At 72.7% G+C, this 16,034-nt stretch carries 10 protein-coding genes; 4 read left to right on the top strand and 6 right to left on the bottom strand.

Annotation, left to right across the window (positions count from 1 at the left end):
* Positions 1-70 precede the first annotated feature (70 nt).
* Positions 71-634, top strand: a complete 564-nt coding sequence (locus tag Pen02_RS15040) for an RNA polymerase sigma factor (protein WP_203866620.1) — start codon at positions 71-73, stop codon at positions 632-634.
* Complete coding sequence (locus Pen02_RS15035; protein WP_203866619.1) at positions 631-1,107, top strand: hypothetical protein; 477 nt, start codon at positions 631-633, stop codon at positions 1,105-1,107. The genes Pen02_RS15040 and Pen02_RS15035 overlap by 4 nt, the downstream gene beginning before the upstream one ends.
* Before the next feature lie 71 nt (positions 1,108-1,178).
* Here the strand turns inward: Pen02_RS15035 and Pen02_RS15030 are convergent, their stop codons facing one another.
* From Pen02_RS15030 to Pen02_RS15005, 6 genes are all read right to left on the bottom strand, one after another.
* Positions 1,179-1,886 carry a hypothetical protein gene (locus Pen02_RS15030; protein WP_203866618.1) on the bottom strand — a complete coding sequence of 236 codons (708 nt, stop codon included), beginning with the start codon at positions 1,884-1,886 and terminating at the stop codon, positions 1,179-1,181.
* 6 nt (positions 1,887-1,892) lie between these two features.
* Complete coding sequence (locus Pen02_RS15025; RefSeq protein ID WP_203866617.1) at positions 1,893-2,444, bottom strand: hypothetical protein; 552 nt, start codon at positions 2,442-2,444, stop codon at positions 1,893-1,895.
* A 191-nt stretch (positions 2,445-2,635) separates the two neighbouring features.
* Positions 2,636-10,954 (bottom strand): RHS repeat domain-containing protein, encoded by an 8,319-nt coding sequence (locus Pen02_RS15020; protein ID WP_203866616.1) that lies wholly within the window; start codon positions 10,952-10,954, stop codon positions 2,636-2,638.
* Positions 10,955-11,073: 119 nt separating this feature from the next.
* On the bottom strand, positions 11,074-11,718 hold the full coding sequence (locus Pen02_RS15015) for a phage tail protein (RefSeq protein WP_203866615.1): 645 nt from the start codon (positions 11,716-11,718) through the stop codon (positions 11,074-11,076).
* Positions 11,719-11,734: 16 nt separating this feature from the next.
* Entirely contained in the window at positions 11,735-12,307 is a 573-nt protein-coding gene (locus tag Pen02_RS15010; RefSeq protein ID WP_203866614.1) for a phage tail protein, read from the bottom strand.
* On the bottom strand, positions 12,295-13,014 hold the full coding sequence (locus Pen02_RS15005; RefSeq protein WP_203866613.1) for a phage tail protein: 720 nt from the start codon (positions 13,012-13,014) through the stop codon (positions 12,295-12,297). Before Pen02_RS15005 ends, Pen02_RS15010 begins: the two co-directional genes overlap by 13 nt.
* A 265-nt stretch (positions 13,015-13,279) precedes the next feature.
* Between Pen02_RS15005 and Pen02_RS15000 the strand changes: the two genes are divergently transcribed.
* Together Pen02_RS15000 and Pen02_RS14995 are read left to right on the top strand one after the other, a co-directional pair.
* Positions 13,280-13,645, top strand: coding sequence for a DUF1232 domain-containing protein (locus Pen02_RS15000; RefSeq protein ID WP_203866612.1), 366 nt, complete (start codon positions 13,280-13,282; stop codon positions 13,643-13,645).
* A gap of 27 nt (positions 13,646-13,672) precedes the next feature.
* Positions 13,673-15,991: a hypothetical protein gene (locus Pen02_RS14995; RefSeq protein ID WP_203866611.1), complete on the top strand. Its 2,319-nt coding sequence runs from the start codon at positions 13,673-13,675 to the stop codon at positions 15,989-15,991.
* The last annotated feature ends 43 nt before the right edge of the window (positions 15,992-16,034 follow it).

Raw genomic sequence — 16,034 nt, 5'->3', positions numbered from 1 at the left:
CGCCTGCCCGGTGCGGACGCCTCCCGACGGATGCTCCAGAGAGGACCGTCGGACACTAGGCTGTCGGGTCATGACGGCCGAGACGGGGTCGCTGCTCGCCGGGGCGGCGGCCGGCGACCGCGGCGCCTGGGACACCATCGTCACCCGGCATGCCGGGCTGGTCTGGGCGGTCGCCCGGAGCCTCGGGCTCAACGCCACCGACGCGGCCGACGTCAGCCAGGTCACCTGGCTGCGGCTGGTCGAGCACCTGGACCGGATCCGCGATCCCGGCGCGCTCGGCGCCTGGCTCGCCACCACCGCACGCCGGGAGGCGGTGACCCTGCTGCGGCAGCGTCGCCCGGTCGCGCCGCTGCACGACGGCACCGACGTGGCCGACGACCGGGCGCCGGAGCCGTGGCAGGGGCTGCTCGACGCCGAGCGCGCCGAGCAGCTCTGGCAGGCGTTCGGGCGGCTGCCGGAGCGCTGCCAGACGGTGCTGCAACTGCTGGTGATCGAGCCGACCGGCAGCTACGCGGCGGTCGCGGAGGAGTTGCGGGTACCGGTCGGCAGCCTCGGCCCGACCAGGTCGCGCTGCCTGGAGACGCTGCGCCGGCAGCTACGGCCCGGCCAGGCGGGAGGAGGTGCCGGCGCATGAGCACCGCCGACGGACCCGACTGGACCGACGCGGAGCTGCTCGCCGGGCTGCGTGCCCTGTTCGCGCCGGCCGACTCGGTACCCGACGCCGTCGTCGACGCGGCCCGCCGCAGCCTCGACTGGCGCACCCTGGACGCCGAACTCGCCACCCTCGCCGAGGAGGTCGCGCCGGCCCTGGCCGGGGTACGCGGCGACGGGGACCGGCTGCTCACCTTCGACGTCGAGGACTGGTCGGTGGAGGTCGAGGTCGCCCAGGCTGGTGAGGCGCGGCGACTCGTCGGGCAGGTGGTGCCGCCGGTTGCGGCAGAAATCGACGTGGAGCAACCGGACGGTACGGTCCGGATCCGAGCCGATGCGCTGGGCCGGTTCGCCGTTGCTGATCTGCCACCTGGTGCGACCAGACTCGTCTGCCGGATACCCGGTATCGGTGATGTCGAGGACCGAATCATCCGGACCGAATGGATGGTGCTCTGAAACGTGAGACCCAGGAGGGGGCAGGCTGCTGCGGCTGCCCCCTCCGACCGACGTCGTGTCCAATCCATCCTTCAAATGCCGGATTCGGCGTGTCCGGCTGGCGAACCGGCATCGCTGGTCAACACTGGCGCCGGCACCACTTCGGACCCCTCCGACGCCCGTGCCCCCTCTCGCATAAGACTGCGAACGAGCCGACGCCCGCCCGTGTCGAGTAGGCGTTGCACTATCGTCCGGCACTTGCTCCGGTGATCCGTGTTGTCATTCACCACGTCGTGTAGGTAGCGGAGCTCCCGGCTCTGCTGCGCCTCGGTCAACCGGTCGAGCCCCTTGAGGTAGTGCTCCACCCGAGTGCGGATGCGGTCAAGCTCCAGTCGTTCTATCAACGGAAGCGCGCTGTTGGACAGCCATTGGGATTGTTGGGTCGAGCTCACGTCGTCGATGGCGGCGTCCAATGCCTTCTGGAGCCGTCCGTAGACGCTGGCCGGCCCGTAGTGGGTCAGCCGTTGGTCGTTCGCCATGAACGAAATCTGCGTACGGAGAAGGGCAGGCCCGGACAGCCCGGCCACGAGCATCAGGGGCAGCCAGTCGACGTCCGGAAGTTGTGTAGCGAGCAGGTGGTAGACGGCGAGGCTGGCCAGCGCGTCGACCGCGATCCGCAGAACCACCCAGTGCAAGGCGTGCCACGAGGGCATCTTCTTCCGAGCGGTCGTAAGGTTGATGACGGAGATCACGGCTGCGATACCGCTAGCGCCGGCAGGTGCCCAAAGCTCGGCTGTCATGTCCGGCTACTCGCCTGCCGCGCCAGGTCGGGCAAGACGATACCGAGGTTCTTCGGAGGACTGTGCCTCCTCCTGGAGAGCGCCCTTGCCGACCAGATTGCGGACAACCGTCGACAACTCGCTAGGAGACATCAGGGCGGCGCTGCTGATCTGACTCTCGTCGTAGCTGACGCCTTCCGTCATGACAGCCAGAACCCTACGCTCGGCTTGATCGAATCCGGCTGGTGTTGTCAGGGACGGCGCCGTTGATGCTGAGTCGAGGACCCGCACCTGGTCGAACATCTTGGCAATAAGCAGAGGAGAGGCGAGCCCGAGGACAAAGAGGGCAAACGCACTGTCGACCAGATTGCCGGAGAAGGCGGCGGTTGCCACTCCGGTGGCAGCGGCGGTCCGCAGGAAGATCGCAAAGAGGATGATTGGTCGATCCCGGCGGTCACGCCACGGCCATTGCCACCGACCCCGAGACTCCGTGGTCGGCCGCATCATGGAATAGCTGTTGAGCGCCTCCGCAACGGCGCTGCCAACCAAGCCCCACGCGGCGGCCGTCAGAAGATCCACACATCAGCTCCCTCCGATCGAGCCGGCACGTCCCGAGGGTGTCACGTGGCAGGGGCACAAGCCACTGTCCGACCGGTCGGATAAGCCTGCGCCTCGGCAGGCTGCTGTATGCCGACCGTCGACCAGGTCGAGCGCCGAATCCGCGCCCGGACCGGCCGGGCGCGGATTCGGCGCGCCGAGGTAATTCCAGATCAGATGCTCTGCCCGACGCTGCGGGCCCACCAGCCGAGGGTACGCGGGTCGAACGCCCAGGCCGGCGGGTAGATGTCCACCTGGCGCAGCACCTCCTTGGCCCAGGTGGTGCAGTCGTTGATCAGGTGTTGGTAGGTCCCGGCGTTCTGCGTGGCCCGTCCTGCGGCCCAGGCGCCGAGGTTGTTCACCGTCCCGGTCGCCATCTCGAACGAGGCGCCGCCGCGTACCGGCATGAAGGACTTCGACTTCTGGAGCTCGGCAAGGGTCTTGCCGGTCGACCCGATACTGGGGGTCGGATTCTTGCCGCCCCGGATGAGCTGCGTCGTCCACTGTGCCCCGGACGCCTCCTCGCCGAGCAGGATCGAGTGGCCCATCGGCGGCACGTCCTGGTCGAGCACATACAGCCGGCCGGTGCCGCCCCGGCCCCGGGCCAGGGCCCGGTTGGTGCGCAGCGACGCGCCCCGGCTGAGCATGCCGCCGAGGAATCCGGCGACGCCACCGGCGGCGGCACCGGCCCAGAGCGCCGTCTGCCAGCCGCCGAGCAGGTCCTGCCCGGCCAGATGGTTCATGGTGACCGTGGTGGCCAGGCTGTCGGCCATGCCGAGCGCGCCGCCCAGCGCGGTCTCCAGGGCGAGCCCGCCGAGCGTGCCGAGACTCGCCGCGGCCGGCGCCAGTGCCAGGCCGGCCCCGGCGGACAGCAGCCCAAACCCGGCACCGAGACCGACCGTGACTCCCCACTGTGCCCAGTCGAACCGGGCGGTGTCGGCATCGGCCCGGGGAATGCCGTACGCCGCGCTGGCGACACCGGCACCGATGAGCAGACCGCCGCCGAGCGCCCCGGCGATCATCAGCGGAGTGGCGGCTCCGGCGGTGAGGATGGTCAACGCCAGCCCGCCGATGATCGCGGCGATGCCGCCGAAGATCGCCGCGAACGCGCCCGAGGACCAGGCGAAGGCGCCGGTCGGGTCGATCAGGTTGATCGGGTCGGCGCCGGCGTACAGGTAGGGGCTGGGGTACTGACCGGCCGGGTCGACACTGATCATCCGGCCGCTGACCGGGTCGTAACAGCGCACACCGAGGTGGTAGAGGCCGGTACCCCGGTCCAGTTCCTGACCGGTGAACAGGTACGGCAGGTCCACCGCCCCCGGCGCCCGGTAGGCCGGGCCGAGCAGTTCGCCGTACGGCTGGTAGTTGAACGCGGCCACCAGGCCGTCGCCGTCCCACATCGCCCGGGTCGAGCCGAGCCGTCCCGCCAGCACGTGTTGCAGTTCGCCGGACCGGTGCACCGCGGTCAGCCCGACCGGGCCGTGCACCAGGAACTCCCGGGCCCGCCGCTGGCGTGGCACGTCGACCGGACCACGCACCAGCGGCTGGCCGTTCTCGCCGGAGACGGTCAACCGCACGCCGTCGGGTCCGGACCGGAACACCCGGTTGCCGGCGGCGTCGTACCGGAAGTCGACCGTGCGGACGTTTCCGGTGTCCACACTGGTCACCAGCCCGGTGACCGGGTCGTAGCGGAGACCCTCCGCCCGCTGGCCGGGCAACCCGGTGACGTTGCCGTCGGCGTCGAACGACACGTCCCCGGAGCGCCCCGCCGCCGGCCTGGTCCGGGCGGTACCGTCCTCCCGGCGGCGCAGCCGGTTGCTGCCCGGGTAGTAGAGGTACCGCTGTTCCCGGTCGCCCTGTTGCCGCGCGAGCACGTTGCCGTTCGGGTCGTACCGGGTCGGTTGCCGGTCGCCGATGCTGGCCGACCCGTTCGGGGTGACGAGGGCACTGCGCAGCCGGCCGAAGTCGTCGTACGCGTACTCGTAGCGGTGCTCGGCGAGGAACGCCGGGTCGTCGACTCCGGTGAACGTGCTGCGTACCCGCATCGCCCGCCCGGTGTGCGAGCCACCGCCGGGCAACTCCGGGCCGAGGTAGTCGGTGCGCTCGACGAGGTGCCGGTCGGCGACGGTGTGCAGCCAGCCGGCGCTGGTGTAGCCGTAGCGCCGGACGAGTTCTCGCGGGTCGCCGGGGCGCAGCGTCTCGGTGTCGACCTGCCCCTCCGGGGTGTACGAGTACGCGGCCACCTCGGTGCGTACCCCTTCGGCGCCGGTCAGCGCGACCCCCGCCACCCGGTTGAACCCGTCGAAGGCGTAGTCGACCCGTACCCCGTCGTCGGGGTGCCGGATGCTGGTGGCGGTACCGGTGAGGTCGTAGCCGTACTCGACGAGCTGCGGCGCTCCGCCGTCGACGCCGGACACGGTGAGCGCGGTGCCCGCCACCCGCCCGAGCGAGTCGTACCGGTAGGTGGTGACGGTGCCGGCCCGGTCGCCGCCGTCCACCGAGGCGACCTCGGTACGCCAGAGCCGGCCGAGCAGCCGCAGGTCGCCGTCGCCGTCGTAGTGGTACCGCAGGTGCCAGCGGGCCGGGCCGGGCAGCCAGTCCGGCTCGTCGACGTGGGCCCGTAGTTCCGGTTCGTTCCACGGTGCCGTGCAGGTGCCCTGTTCGAGCAGGCGGCCGAGCCGGTCGTAGCGGCGGTAGCTGAACTGCCCGTCGTCCGCCTGCTGCGGCATGCACTGGAAGCGCAGCCGGCCGAGGCGGTCGTGCACGGTCCGAGCCGGGCCGGTCTGGTCCGGGCCACGCAGTTCCACCAGGTTGCCGGCCGGGTCGTAGCGCATCGTGGTGACGTACCGGTCGGGTTCGGCCAGTCGGGGGTCGAAGGAGTTCGGCTGCCGGAGCTCGACCGGGTTGCCCCGGGCGTCGTAGCGCATCCGGCTGCGGATCTCGGTGCCGTCCCGGCCGGCCCGGGTGGCGACCACCGCGCCGGTCCTGTCGGTGAGCTGGATCGCCGGTACGCCGTCCGGGTCGACGACGGTGGTCACCCGGTACTGCCCGGCCGGCAGCCCGAAGACCGGGTCGGCCAGGTTCAGCCCGTAGCTGACCCGGCTGGTGTGCCGTTGCGTGGCCGGGATCGCCGGGTTGATCGCCAGCGCCGCGCCCGGCCCGCCCCGCTCGACGGCGCGGCCCAGCGGTGACGCCTCGAACCGGACCCGGCTGAACGGGTAACCGTCGTCGGCCGGGTACGCCCGGGTGAGCGGGCAGTCGGACATCCGGCCGGTGGCCGGGTCGAGCGGGGCCAGCAGGTCCGGCCGGTAGCCGGGCAGGCCGTCGAGTCGTACCGTCTTGGCCGCCAGGTCGGGACGGCCGAGCCGGTCGTAGCCCCACGCCTGGACCAGCACGGTGCCGTCGCCGACCGACTGCGACTGCCGGGCCTGTCCGGCGTTGTCCTGGTAGTTGACGTTGAGCACCGGATCGCCGCAGACCGCCAGCCAGCGCAACGCGACGGCCCGGTCGGTGTGGAAGGCGACCGGCCCGGCCAGCGCCGGGACGCCCCGTCGGCCGCCACGGCCCTTCCCAGTCCGGGGCTTCCCGCTGCCGACCTTCCCACGCCCGTCGAACTTTCCGCCGCCGCCGTTCTTGCCGCCGCCGTCGAACCTTCCGCCGCCGGGCTCTCCGCCGCCGTCCTTTCCGATGCTGGACGGGCCGGTGCGGGGGACGGTGTGGGACAGCACGGTCCGGCCGTCGGCGAGCAGCAGCACCGAGCGGCCGGCGACGACGAGGAACAGGTCGTGCTCCGCGAAGGCCGGCGCCGGGGTCTCGGCCAGCACCGTGCCGTCGGGGTCGAGCAGCAGCCAGCTCCCGTCGATCCACGCCGCCGTGTAGCCGCCGAAGGTGAAGCCGACCGTCCCGGCGGTCTGCCGGGAGCCTTCCAGCGCGACCCGGGCGGCCCAGCCGTCCCGGCCGAGCGGGCCAGTGAAGGTCAGCGTGCCGGTCTCGGGCGTACCGTCGTAGTGCAACCGGCCGCCGGCCGACCGCCACCCGGGGCTCGCCGCCCAACTCCGGGTCCACTCGTCGCCGTGCCGGAAGTCGGCGTACCCGCCGTCGCTGCGGGCGACGATGCCGAGTCCGGCGTCCGGGTCGGCCGGGTCGAACGCGCCGTCCGGCCGGTGCTCCCGCCAGCGGTACTCCACCCCGGCGTCGACCGGCTGGCCGTCCTGGACGCTGAGCACCGGGCGGCGCCGGTGGTCGTACCCGATCCGCCGCACCGAGCCGGTCTGGTCCAGCATCGCCTCCGGCAGCCGGTCGACCGGGTCGTAGACGGTCGCGGTGAGCCGGCCATGCAGCGGCCCGAAGCCGATCGCGTCGACCAGCACCGGCCCGCCCGCTCCACTGTGGAACACCTCGACGGTGATCTCGTCGTCGGGCGCGGCGCCGGTGACGACGTGGTGCAGGTACTCCCACCTGCCGTCGGTGTCCGGTACCGGTACCACCGTCGGCTCGGCCGAACCGACCGTGACCTGCCAGCCGGCGACGGCCGGGTCCGGGACGAAACCGGGCTCGGTCTTCACCCAGCAGGAGAGCAGGAACGGCTGGTCGGCACGGGCCGGGACGAACGAGCGGCGCAGCCCGACCCGCTTCGACCCACCGGGCAGCACCAAGCGGCGCCGGCCGGTGAAGGCGTCCCCGGCGGTGATGTGCTCGGCCGGATCGGTGCCGTCGGGGGTGAGCCGCCAGCCGTCGGTGTCCTCGTACTCCTCGAAGCCGTACCAGCTCACCTCGTCGGCCGACGGGTCGGCGAGACCGCAGACCGCGACCGGAAACCGCCCGGCCCGGTCGTAGACGATCCCGCCCGGGTTGTCCCCGGCGTCGAGGGTGGCCCGGGGCAGTCCGTGCGGCGTCACCGCCAACACCCGGTTGGTCCGCACCCAGCCGCGCTCCGGCCCGGCCCCGCCGGACCAGCGGCGGTGGTCGAACTCGCCGACGTCCGGGCTGCCGTCCCACCGGTACGTCTCCGACCAGCTCCACACCCCCGGCGCGTCCGGCCAGTCGTTCCGGTAGGTGCTCACCGACCGGTCCAGCACAGTGGCGGTCCGGGTGTCGACGGTACGCACCTCGGCGGCGAGGTCGAACAGGTGCCGCTCGACCAGCGCCGGATAGACCTCCCAGGCGAACGTGGTGACGGTGAGCCGCTCGGTGAGCTGACCCGCACTGTTGACGTTGCGTACGCGGGTGCGGTGCTGCTGCCCCCGCCCGTTGTACTCGAACTCGCTGACGTCGCCGATCCAGCCGAACAGCCCGAGCTGCCCCTCGTCGAGTACGGCGGCCAGCTCGACGCCCTTCGCGTCGACGATCGTGAAGCGTCGGCCGGGCCGGTCCACGGTCACCGTGACCGGTGCTGCGAGCGGGAAACCGGCGGTGCTCAGCCGCTGGGTGAGCGCGGCCGGCATCCGCCGGGCGTCCAACTCGGCGGCAAAGGCCGGATCCGCGTCGAACAGGTGCAGCGACTCGGCCGTCTCGGTACGCCGGCGCCGGGTGAAGCTGCCCCGCACCCGGTAGGCCGAGTTGGTGCCGTCGTAGGTGTAGAGGTCGTTGCGGATCCGGCGGACCGGCCGACCGTGCACGTCGACGGCGGTCTGGGTGAAGAGCTGGCCGTTGAGCTTGCCGAAGAACTGCCGGGCGTTGGTGTACTCGCTCGACGTCGGGTACACCACGCCGGGCACGTCCGGGCGGAGGCCGTTGAAGAAGACGCTCTCCAGGTAGCCGTCGGCGTCCGCCGGCTCGCCCCGGTACAGCCGGGTCCGGACGTACTGCGCCACCCGGCCGTACGGGTCGAAGGTGGCGGTGCCGGTGTCGTACTCGACGGTCACCGGGATGACCGAGTAGCCGTCGTCGACGGCGGCCCGGCGTACCGCCCGGTCCCGCAGTTCGGTGTCGACCTGGCCGTCGATGATCCGGTGCAGCCGCAGCGCGTGCGTGTCGTCCAGCGACGGGCCACGGTAGGTGACGCAGACCTCCGGCCCGGCCAGCACCTGTCCGGCCTTCGGCTCCGGCAAGTGGCAGGACTCGCCGTCGAGCACCCGCGCCGGCCGGGGCGTCCCGTCGGCGTCGAAGGTGACCAGGTGGCTGCCGGCGAGCGGGCCGTCCGGGCCGGCGTCCTGCCAGACCAGGTAGTTCGGCGCGCGGTTGGCCACGGTGTGCTGGTCGGCGGCGTTGGGCAGGGTGAGCAGCGGCTCCCAGCCCAGGGTAGGGGTGCGGCGCAGCACCTCCGCGCCGGTGACGAGCACGTCCCCGGAGACGCTGGGCTGCGGCGCCGGGTGCGGCGGGTCGGCGGGGTCGGCGAGGTCGACGCCGAGGGCCCGACCCCACTCGCCGAGGTACGGGTCGTAGCTGATCCGCCGGTACCGCACGGTGCCGTCGTCGTCGCTGATCGCCGCCACCGCCACGTCGGTGCCGTACGCGTAGCTGTAGCGGTTGCCGGTCACCGGCTCCAACAACTCGGTGCGGTGCCACTGCCGGCCGTCGTACCGGAACAGGTGCTGGGCGTTGCCGACCGTGCTGCCGCTGATCCCGACCGCGCCGATCGGGTTCGCCAGGTCGAGCGGCTGGCTGTCGTCGTGCCGCAGCACCGGCCCGAAGGTGAAGTCCCGCCCCCAGGTGACCAGCCGGAAACCGTACTCCACAGTAGAGTTTTGCTCGTCCACCCGGGACACGAAGGAGGCGGCGGCGAAGGTGTCTCCGGTGCCGAGCAGCCCGGCCGGGGTGGTGAACCGCCAGTCGACCTCCAGCGGCTCGTCCAGGACGTCGGAGCGGCGCCAGCCACCGCGCCCGTCCCGGTGTTGCAGGGCCAGCCGGAGCACCTTGCCCGCGCTGTCGTAGCAGCCGAGCAGGCAGGCGTCGGCGGTGGCGGCCAGCGCCAGCCTGTCGGCGCCGAGGGTGCCGAACCGGTGCGCGACCCAGCCGGCCACCGGGTCGTGGTCGACGACCAGCAGCGTCCTGCTGGCCGGGTCGGTGACGGCGACGAAGTCGCGGCCCAGCCGGACCAGCGGGGTGGTCTCCCCCGCCGGCAGGTCCAGCCGGTACGGGTCGAGGCTCCACTCGCCGCTCCGGTACGGGTCCTGCCGGTACAGCCGGACCCGGAACTCGCCGGTCCGGGCGTCGGTGAACGACAGCGCGTAACAGCCCGGTCCGGTCTGCACCTGGAGGGTGTCCTCGCGGACCGCCCACGCGTTCGTGACGCCCCAGCCGTTCCACGCCCCGTTCCAGGTGTACGCCTCCAGCCGCACCTCCCCCGAGGCAGCGCTGTACCAGGTGACGACCGTGTAGCCGGGGCCGTGCCAGACCTGCGGGGTGTAGCCGGCGCCGGGCGACGGCACCGAACGGCTGGTCGCCGTGTTCGGCAGGGCGGCGACGGCGTACTCGTAGCGGACGGTCGCGCCCTGCGGGCGGGTCAGCGCCCGGATCGCGCCGGGATTCGCCCCGGTCCGGTCGCCGTCGTAGCGGATCGTCAACGGCGGGGCCGCCGCCCCGGTGTCGGCGACCTCGGTGACCGCGCTCAGGTACCGCTTGCGGTACGCGCTCCGGTCACCGCGCACGTCGGTGCGGGACACGTCCAGGAACTCGTAGTCCAGGCGCACGCTGTAGAGACCGGGGCCGGCGTCGGTGCGTACCTCGATCCGGTCCAGGTAGCGGCTCTCGTACCGGTCCTGGAACGCCTGGGCGCCGCCCGGCGGGGTCGGGTGCGGCGGGACGACCTCGAACGGCTCCTTCTCCCGGTAGCGCAGGTCGATCCGTTGCCCGTCGGTGTGGCTGATCCCGGTCAGGTAGCAGGCGCGGGTGTATTTCGCACCGGCGGGACCGCCGATCGGCACGTCCTCCCGCTCGTAGGAGAAGTCGAGGCGGTCGCCCTGCGGAGTGACGACCCGGACGAGGTTCCAGGCCAGCGGAAACTGCCGGCCGCCGGGCGCGGTGCCGGAGCCGCGCCAGTTGTCCCACTGCACGCCCCACTCGACCCCGGTCAGGCCGTAGGTGTGCACCGTGCCGTCCTCGCGGACGACCTCCCAGCGGTCGCGGCCCGGGTCGGCCTCGTCGGGGAACCGGCGGATCGCCCAGAACTGGTGGTCGAGCAGTTCGTACTCGTCGGCGGCACCGCTGGCGGCCCGGACGAGCTGGCGCGGGCTGCCGCCGACGACCAGGTACAGGTCGTCGGTGGTGGGGTCGCGCAGCACCTGCTCGCGGGGCAGGCTCCAGCCCACCCCGAGCACCCCGGTCGGCGCGGTGCGGTTGGAGGGTTGGGTCGCCGCCTCGACGTTGCTGCCGTAGAACGCGGTGACCGCGAGGTCGAGGCCGTTCCGGCCACGGAGTGCGACCAGCGGCAACGGCAGGTTCACGTCGCCGCGGAAGAGGTTGAGGCTGTCGGCGACGTCGCCGACGCCACCGGTGGAGAGTTGGGTCAGCCGGACGTCGGGTGCCGACGCGGCCATCGAGTACTGACTCATGATGCGGCTCCTGGTGCGCGCGGAAAGACGGATGGGGGCGCACGGCACCGGGGCCATGGCACGGATCGCCACGGCCCCGGTCGACCGGCGCTACGGGCCGGGGGATGTCCCGGCACCGGTCAGGTGCGGTACTTGATCACGTAGCCGACGTAGGCGTTCAGCGGACGGCTCTCCGGGTCGCCGCCGGCCATCTCATGCTGGTGCTCACCGGCGTCCTGGGTCGACGCCGAGTCGCCGTTCCAGATCGCCTGGGCGCTGCCCGCGACCGGGTACGACGAGTTGTCGTTCGGCACGTGCGACACCTCGTGGGTGTGTGCACCGTCCGTGCTGAGCACGTACGGCACCTTCGGGCGGGCGGTGGCGTACCGCTGCGCGGTGCCGCAGTGGTCCCCGATCTGCCCGCCGGGCGCGGCGGCGGTCCGGTCGGCGGCGTTCGGGTCCCGGCCGGCGCCGTCGTCGACACCGCGCAGGAACCAGCCCCGGTAGTCCGGCAGGTTGAACGTACGGATGCCGTCGCCCCCGCCGTGCAGGGTGCCGACCACCGTGAACAGCTCGGCGTACGTCTCCCGGGACAGCGCCCGGCCGTCGCAGTACAGCCAGCCCTGCTGGGTGAGCTGTGCCACGTCCACCGTGCTGGCGTACGGCAACACCGTGCCGACCACCAGGTCGCCGACCTCCACCGGCGGCTTGGCCTTGGCCGGGGCGCCGTAGGTGCGCGGGCCGCGTCCGGGTCGCCTGGACCGGACGGACTTGTTCTGCTTCATCGGGTTTCCTTTCCGGTCAGGGCGTGAGGTCGCCGCACGCGATGAGGTAGTGCACGTAGATGCTGGTCGGAGTGGTCTCCCGGTCCCCACCGCCGGTGACGGTGTGGGTGTGCTTGCCGGCCGCGCTCGACGGGCTGGAGTCCTCGGTCCAGGCGGCGTAGTGGCTGCCCGCGATCGGGTACCAGGAGTTGCCGGTCGGCAGGTGCGGGACGTCGTGGTGGTGCGTGCCGCTCTTGCTGAGCACGAACTTCTCGTCGGTGCCGACCGGCACCGCCGTCGCGTCGTCCTGCACCGAGCCGACCCGGTTGCCGGTCGCCCCGCCGACCGCCGCCGCGGACCGGTTGTTCGCGTCCGGGTCGACCCCGACGCCGTCGTCCACGCCACGCTGGAAGCGACCCCGGTAGTCCGGCAGGTTGAAGGTCACCACCCCGTCACCGGCACCGTGCACGGTGCCGATCACCTTGAACAGCACGGAGTACCGCTCGCGGGAGACCGCCCGGCCGTCGCAGAGCAGCCAGCCGTCCGGCGGCGGCGAGGACTGGTCCACCACGCTCGCGTACGCCACCACCGAGCCGATCAACGCCGCCATGCCGCACCGCCCTTCCCCGGGCGGCCCGTCGCCGCGCCGTTCCGATCCCGATCGTTGTCGTCGTCGTACCGGTCGTCGTCGTACCGGTCGTCGTCGCCGTACCGGTCGAGGTCGAGGGCGTCGGCGAACTTGATGACGAAGAAGACCGCCTTGTTGACCGGCCGCGTCTCCTTGTTGCCGCCGTCGACGATCTCGTGGGTGTGCCTGCCCGCCTCCGTGGTGGTGGTCGAGCCGTCCCGCCAGATGCCGTAGTGGTCACCGGCGATGGCGTAGGCGTTGTTGTCCTTGGGCACGTGCGGCACGTTGTGCACGTGCTCGCCGCCCTCCTCCGTCTTGAGCGGCCGGGTCACCGGGCGTCCCGACCGGCTGCCGAAGACCGAGCCGGGCTGGTCGCCGGAGAGGCCGCCGGGCGCCGACGGCTCCCGCTCCTTGACGTACGGGTCGCGCCCGCTGGTGTTGTCGACCCCACGCGAGAACCGGCCGCGCAGGTCCGGCAGGTTGAAGTCGTTGCGTCCGCCGCCGTAGTTGGCGCCGATCGCGAGGAACAGGTCGAGGTAGTCCTTCTTCGGCACCGAGGTGCCGTCGCAGTAGAGCCAGCCCTGATCGTGCAGCCAGTCCTCGTCCATGCCGCCGGCGTACGCCACGATGGCGCCGATCGGCACGGTGCCTGGACTGACCGAGCCCGGCTCGTCCGTCCCAGCCGTCATGATGCTCCCTCCCGATACTTGTCGCCCCGTACGGGCGACGGTCGTGGTGGGCAGACGGGCCGAGTGGCCGGGCTGATACCGACGTGTCGGCTAGCGGACTTGCCCCGAGTCGCGGACCAGCGGAGGCCCTGCCTGTCGACGAGCGACGACACAGCCCGTCGGTGAGCGGGGGCACAGCTCGTAAAGCGTCCTAGGACAATGTTGACCGTCGCGGCGGCGTCGGGCGTACCGGGCGGCGCGGAGTCCGCCGGGTTACCGTTACGGCATGTCCCGGGAGACGTGGACCGTGATCTTGGTGCTGGGTGGCATCGTGGCCGTCGCCACGCTGGTCGGAGCCATCATGCTCGCGGTCAGGGTGCTGCGTACACGCAAACTGCTCGGCGAGTTGGGTGCCGGCGGCAAGGTGGCGTTCTACGGTGCGCTGATCTACACGGTGCTGCCGGTCGACCTGCTGCCCGATCCGATCTACCTCGACGACATGGGCGTACTCGCCGGTGCGCTGCTCTTCCTCACCCGGCTCGTCCACCAGCGCCGGACGGACCGCGTCGGCTCGTTACGTGGTGACTCCGGGGACAGCGCCCCGAAACCGCTGGGCGGTGCCACCCGGGACAGGGCGGGCCGGCCACGGTAACGGCCGGATTCTGCTAGGTTGGCCGCCGTGGCAGTCGTACGCGTGTTCGAGGACGACGATTACGGCCCCGAATACGGCCTCCTCGTCGTGCGCGACCCGGACGGATCCGAAGAGCCGGACGACGAGGTGGGGTTGCCGCGCGAGCGCGAGCAGGGCACCGAACCGACCGGCACCTTCGCCGGGGCGGGTGCGGGCTGGCTCACCGCTCAGGCCGGCGACGGCTGTCACGTGGTGCGCCTGGAGCTGCACGACGACGGTCCCCCGCCGGCCGACCACGCGGACTTCGACGAGGTGCTGGAGACGTCCTACCGCGCCGGGTCCGGCGGTCTGTCGCTGACCGTGCTGACCGGTGGCGTCGGCGGGGTCGACCTCGATCTGGGCGGTGCCGGCGACTACCGGGTCCGGGTGGCGTGCCGGCGGGGCGACACCGAGGACGGGTTCGGAGATCGCTGGCTGTTGCGTTTATGGCCCGATGCCGCACCCGGACCACCGGTCTGGCTGGCGCGTACCCGGCCCGCCGTGGGTCCGGGCTACGACGGCTGGCAGTCCGAGCTGGGGTACGAGCCGATGGAGCTGGCGGGGATCGTCGGCGCGGCGGCCCGGGAGCACGGCGGGCCGGTGACCGTGGCGCAGCTCGACGACTGGGGCCGTGCACATCTGCGCCCGGCCGGCTGGCTCGACGCTCCAGTGTGGCCGCCGCCCCGCGAACCGCTCAGCACCGGCCACGAGGACCTCGACCGACGCAACGCCACCCAACGGGCGGAGGTGCTGGCCCGGCTGGCCGGTCAGCAGCACCGGCTCGACGAGATCGCCGCCGAACTGGGCGTGCCGCCGGTACGCCGCAAGCGCGACCTGCTGCCGCTGCTGGCCGCCGCCGGCATCCTGCGGCCCGAGGGCCCAGGCGGTTACCGCGCCGGACGGCCGGCCCGGGTGGACACCGTACTCTCCCTGCCGCCCGACCGGGTCCGGGCCGTGCAGCAGCAGGACGCCCGCAACCGGTACGGCCGGCTCGCCGAGGATCTCGATGCGGTGCTCAGGTGGACGTCCCGGTTACCGCTGGAAGTTCCGGCCGCCGAGCTGGCCGAGCGGCTGCTGGTGAGCGAGGCGGAACTCCGCGACGGGCTGGCCTTCGCGGAGCGCGCCGGCCTGCTGCACACCGACGGCGCGGAGCCGCTGCGGATGTGGCCGGGCCGCCGCCCGCAGCCCGCCCCGACAGTACCGACAGCACCGAAGGCGCGGGCGCCGCGCAGCGCACCGGCTCGGCCGGCGTCACCGAGCACCGCGTCGGCCGCCGCACCGACGCTTCCCGGGCCGGCACCGGACCGAAACCCCGGGGCGGGGAGCTTCCGGCTGGGCGCGATGGTGCGGTTCACGGGTAACGCGGCGGACGACCGTCGGGTGCGCGCGGCGCATCCACGGCGCAGCCGGAAGGAACCGGCCGGCCCGCCGTTCGGTGCGCCGCCACGGGCCGGCGTGGTCGAGCCGGACGGCACCGTGCTTGCCTGGCACGACGGCACGCGGGTGGAACTCGCCCGACTCGGGGCCGCGCGCTGGAGCCGGGCCCTGCAGACCACCCTCGGTGTGCTGGTGCTGGGTCACGAACAGCCGGCCCGACTGGTCTCCACGGCCGGCGAGGTGACCGGGTTCGCCGACATCCGCACGCCGGGCGTGCTGCTGGGCGACGGCCGGCGGATGGCGATGGTCGACAGCGAGCACCGCCGGCTGGTGTCGCGGTACCGGCTGCGGGTGATCGACCTGGCCGGCGGCCCGGTACAGACGATGCCGTGGCCGCACGACCGGGCGATCGGGCTGCTCGGCGCGTACCGGGACACCGTCTTTTTCGTCGACCAACAGGCCCACGGTGTGACGATGCGCTGGACGCCCGGTGCCGAGCCGGAGCCCTACCCGCACCCGGTGCAGCAGATCGACCCGCTCACCGGCACCGGCGGCGCGCGGACGGCCCGGGGCGTGACGGTGGTGCGGCCGGACGGGACGTCGGTGACCGTGCCGGTCGACCTGTCGGCCCGGCTCGCGCCGGGCGGCACCGGACTGTGGACGATGCGCTCCCACCCGCCGGCGCTGACGCTGTTCCCGGTGCGGCCGGAGGTTGCGCCGCAGGTGTGGTGGTTGCCCGAGGACAGCCGGAGTTCACCACAGGGGACGTACCGGGAGCCGGTCTGGGAGGACATCGAACACGTGCTGTTCGGGTACCAGCCCTGGCACTTCCCGCGCGAGCCGGCGAGCGGGGTGCGGCTGTCGGTACGCGACGGCACGGTCGAACGGTTACCCGCCATCGGACCGCGCGGACGGTCGGTGATCTTCGTGGAGCCGCTGCTGACGCCGTAGCCGTCGGGCGGAAACGGAGCGCCGGAGTCGACCGTCGCATCCG

It is taken from the genome of Plantactinospora endophytica, from assembly GCF_016862915.1.
GTDB lineage: Bacteria > Actinomycetota > Actinomycetes > Mycobacteriales > Micromonosporaceae > Plantactinospora > Plantactinospora endophytica.
This window is presented reverse-complemented; position numbering and strand designations above follow the sequence as displayed.